At 62.3% G+C, this 3683-nt stretch carries 6 protein-coding genes; 4 read left to right on the top strand and 2 right to left on the bottom strand.

Annotated features, from left to right (window positions below; translation table 11 throughout):
- Positions 1 to 410: GAP family protein (locus RWT78_RS28725; RefSeq protein ID WP_314682779.1), on the top strand; the 410-nt coding region annotated here is incomplete at its 5' end.
- Positions 411 to 423: 13 nt separating this feature from the next.
- Here RWT78_RS28725 and RWT78_RS28720 read toward each other — a convergent pair.
- Together RWT78_RS28720 and RWT78_RS28715 are read right to left on the bottom strand one after the other, a co-directional pair.
- Complete coding sequence (locus RWT78_RS28720) at positions 424 to 1344, bottom strand: hypothetical protein (protein WP_054826060.1); 921 nt, start codon at positions 1342 to 1344, stop codon at positions 424 to 426.
- Positions 1341 to 1697 carry a GntR family transcriptional regulator gene (locus RWT78_RS28715; RefSeq protein ID WP_314682773.1) on the bottom strand — a complete coding sequence of 119 codons (357 nt, stop codon included), beginning with the start codon at positions 1695 to 1697 and terminating at the stop codon, positions 1341 to 1343. Before RWT78_RS28715 ends, RWT78_RS28720 begins: the two co-directional genes overlap by 4 nt.
- Positions 1698 to 1842: 145 nt before the next feature.
- Here RWT78_RS28715 and RWT78_RS28710 point away from each other — a divergent pair, with 145 nt between their 5' ends.
- The 3 genes from RWT78_RS28710 to ruvA form a co-directional block, all read left to right on the top strand.
- The gene (locus RWT78_RS28710; RefSeq protein ID WP_007732951.1) at positions 1843 to 2595 is read left to right on the top strand and encodes a YebC/PmpR family DNA-binding transcriptional regulator; all 753 of its coding nucleotides are present in this window, start codon (positions 1843 to 1845) and stop codon (positions 2593 to 2595) included.
- Between the two features lie 124 nt (positions 2596 to 2719).
- On the top strand, positions 2720 to 3289 hold the full coding sequence (gene ruvC / locus RWT78_RS28705) for a crossover junction endodeoxyribonuclease RuvC (protein WP_003943325.1): 570 nt from the start codon (positions 2720 to 2722) through the stop codon (positions 3287 to 3289).
- On the top strand, positions 3286 to 3683 hold a 398-nt coding region (gene ruvA / locus RWT78_RS28700), incomplete at its 3' end, for a Holliday junction branch migration protein RuvA (protein WP_314682769.1). The genes ruvC and ruvA, both read left to right, overlap by 4 nt.

Below are 3683 nucleotides of genomic sequence, written 5' to 3'. Positions count from 1 at the left end.
ATTCCGAGAAGAGACGCACATCCGGTCAGGCCGATCGAACCCATGTTTGGCGAGAGCGGGTGCTCGGCTCGGCCAGTTCCGCGAGAAGTGTTGTACTTCTGGCGATTGCTGCCGGAACCGCCGAATTGGTGACGATGTTGCCCTACTTGGCGGCGATCGCGATGATCACCGCTGCTGGGCTGCCCGCAGTCGCGTCTGCGTCGATACTTGCCGGATACTGCCTGATCATGGCCATGCCCGCAGTGCTTCTGTTGTGCGGGCGGGTCGTGGCCGGCAACCGCCTCGACAAGCCGCTGCGCCGAGTGGACTCGCTGATGTCTCGCTACGGCGACAGCGCAATGGGTTGGGTATTCGGCATTGCCGGTTTCTACCTCGCCGGCAATGCCGCTGCCGTGTTGTTCGTGAATTGACGTTGTTCGTGAATCAACCAGCCTGAACCAACGAATTGATCAGCTTCACACCGTCTTCCGGGTGATCGACGGTGACGGCGAACAGTCGTCCGCTCTCGAGAGTGACCACGATGGCCTCACCCGAGCGGAGAGTGACGGCTGTTCCGCGCGGTGTCATTCGGTAACCCCATCCGCCCCATTCGGCTGGACGTATCGCGTCGACTGATGCGGACTTCACCTTCGAGATGGGGATCTTCTTCCATCGAACGCCCCAGGAACTGATGCCGACACCGTGACGGTCGACGCGCACGGTGATCGACGCGAATGCTGTGACGGCGAGTGTGGACACACCCAGGATCACGGCAACCCACCAATCCGAGTACGCGGCAGTCGCGATCACGAGAACTACGAGGCCGGCGGTAACGATCCACGGCCAGACGCTGCGGACCTGCCCGACCCACACTGCACGTTCGGAGGCCGTCAGCGGAGTGTCGAGCGTCGGGGTCGGCAGTGCCGACTCCGGGCCGCTTCGTTGCTGGTCAGGCAGCGCGTATGCCAGAACTCCTACGAGTACCGCCGCGATCGGCGCAAGAATCCACCAGCCGATACGCGCGTCTTCCGGCGACCCGGCGTCGATCGTCAGGGCGACGCTCAGAATCCAGATCGTCGCCAGTGTCGCACTCGAGATCGAGGTGACGGCCAGAAACAGGGGCGCGTTGTCGCTCGAACGGGCCGCGACGACACAGGCGCAAACGACAGCCACCAGTGAAATCACCAGCGCGATGGCGAAAAACGTCGTCGTGGTGCTGAACCCGTCCGGGGTCGATCCGGACCAATGGCTCGCGACGGTTTCGGGCAGGCGTTCATCCCACGCGAAGCGCGCGAGAACCAGGATCAGGGTCGGGATCAACGTCAGTGAAGCTGCTGTCCAGAGTCGGATCTTGCTGGTCGTCATTGTGTGCTGGTCTCCTTGATGAGGTCGAGCATGTGCGCGGTGTCGAGTCCGAGATTTCGGGCCTGCCGCACGAACTCGCGCGCAGATTCGTTGAGAGCTGTTCTTCCCGAGTCGAACTCGGCGCGAATAACGGCGCCACGTCCGCGTCGGAGGTCGATCAGGCCTTCGTCGCGGAGTGTTGCGTACGCCCGAAGAACCGTGTGGAGATTGACGTCGATCGAGTCGGCGAGAGCGCGAGCGGACGGCAGACGGTCACCGGGACCGATCTCACCGCGGATGACCGAGCCACGAACCCCGGCCGCAATCTGCTCCGCGAGTGGAGTTGTGGAGGCGTGATCTATTCGCACAAACATGTTTGCATTCTATGCAAACAATGCGTGGTTTGACTAATTCGTGTCGGGGGATGCAGCGAGTTGTGACGTGGGACGGGTAACATCGGCAGAGCTGAAAGACGCGCATTCGGCGTGCGCAACGCAGCAGGAAAGGGGCTTGAATCGCATGAGCGGCCACTCAAAATGGGCCACCACCAAGCACAAGAAGGCTGTGATCGACGCACGTCGTGGCAAATCCTTCGCGAAGCTGATCAAGAACATCGAGGTGGCGGCACGAACCGGCGGTGGCGATCCCACGGGCAACCCCACCTTGTACGACGCCATCCAGAAGGCGAAGAAGACGTCTGTTCCCAATGACAACATCGAGCGTGCGCGCAAGCGCGGCGCCGGTGAAGAAGCGGGCGGCGCAGACTGGCAGACCATCATGTACGAGGGCTACGGACCCAACGGCGTCGCCGTTCTGATCGAGTGCCTCACCGACAACCGCAACCGCGCAGCCGGTGAAGTTCGCACCGCGATGACCCGTAACGGTGGCAACCTCGCTGACCCGGGTTCCGTCTCCTACCTGTTTGCTCGCAAGGGTGTCGTCACGCTCGAGAAGAACGGCCAGTCGGAGGACGACGTCCTGATGGCTGTGCTCGACGCCGGTGCCGAGGAAGTCACCGATCTCGGTGAAACCTTCGAAATCGTCAGTGAGCCACAGGATCTGGTTGCCGTACGGTCGGCACTTCAGGAAGCCGGCATCGACTACGACTCCGCTGAAGCCGATTTCCGCGCTTCCGTCGAGGTTCCCTTGGATGTCGACGGCGCACGCAAGATCTTCAAGCTCGTCGACGCGCTCGAAGATTCTGACGACGTGCAGAACGTCTACACCAACATCGATCTTTCCGACGAGGTTCTCGCGGCTCTCGAAGACTGATTGCTTTTCAACTCAACCCGGTCCTGACGTCCGCGTCCGGGCCGGGTTGCGTGTTGATGCGGGGTAGTAGTCCCGCGCACCGCTAAGCTATCGAACAGCTGTTCGGTATGGAGAGGTGTGACAAGTGCGCGTGCTCGGAGTGGACCCAGGCTTGACTCGCTGCGGGTTGGGAGTGGTCGACGGGAGCAACGGCAGGAAAGTGCGCCCCATTGCGGTCGACGTGGTGCGGACTCCGGCCGAGATGGACCTTGGTTCTCGGCTTCTGCGGATCTCCGATGCGGCTGAACTGTGGATCGAGCAGTACAAGCCGGAGGTGGTCGCGATCGAGCGCGTGTTCGCGCAGCACAACGTCAGTACCGCGATGGGGACAGCGCAAGCAGGCGGAGTTGTCGCGCTCGCTGCCGCCAGACGCGGCATTCCGGTGTGTTTCCACACGCCCAGCGAGGTGAAGGCCGCCGTCACCGGCAGCGGTAACGCCGACAAGGCGCAGGTCACCGCGATGGTGACGCGAATTCTGAATTTGAAGACGGCGCCGAAACCGGCTGACGCTGCCGACGCTCTGGCGCTGGCGATCTGTCACTGCTGGCGAGCACCGATGATCGAGCGGATGGCCCGCGCCGAGGCGATGGCCGCTGAACAAATGCGTAAGTATCAGGCAAAATTGGCCGAGACGAAGAAGGCAGGTTCACGATGATCGCGTCGGTACGCGGCGAGGTACTCGATATTGCGCTCGATCACGCGGTCATCGAAGCGTCAGGTGTCGGCTATCGGGTCAATGCCACCCCGGTGACTCTCGGTGCGCTGCACCGGGGAAGCGAAGCGCGACTGTTCACGACGATGATCGTTCGCGAAGACTCGATGACGCTGTACGGTTTTTCCGATACCGAGTCGAAGGACCTGTTCAGCCTCCTGCAGACGGTTTCCGGAGTCGGACCGCGCCTGGCGATGGCAACTCTCGCAGTTCTCGAACCGGACGCGCTGCGGCGGGCGCTCTCGGAAGGCAACCTGACGGCGTTGACGAGGGTGCCCGGTATCGGAAAACGCGGCGCCGAGCGCATGGTTGTCGAACTGAGTGACAAGGTCGAAGG

It is taken from the genome of uncultured Rhodococcus sp. (assembly GCF_963525155.1).
Taxonomy (GTDB): Bacteria; Actinomycetota; Actinomycetes; order Mycobacteriales; family Mycobacteriaceae; genus Rhodococcus_F; species Rhodococcus_F qingshengii.
The sequence above is the reverse complement of the archived record's forward strand: the minus strand, read 5'-3'. Positions and strand labels throughout refer to the sequence as shown.

Bases quoted from the DNA above. Each gene is read 5' to 3' on its own strand.
- RWT78_RS28720 (WP_054826060.1), bottom strand. From the start codon at position 1,344: ATGACGACCAGCAAGATCCGACTCTGGACAGCAGCTTCACTGACGTTG.
- RWT78_RS28715 (WP_314682773.1), bottom strand. From the start codon at position 1,697: ATGTTTGTGCGAATAGATCACGCCTCCACAACTCCACTCGCGGAGCAG.
- RWT78_RS28710 (WP_007732951.1), top strand. From the start codon at position 1,843: ATGAGCGGCCACTCAAAATGGGCCACCACCAAGCACAAGAAGGCTGTG.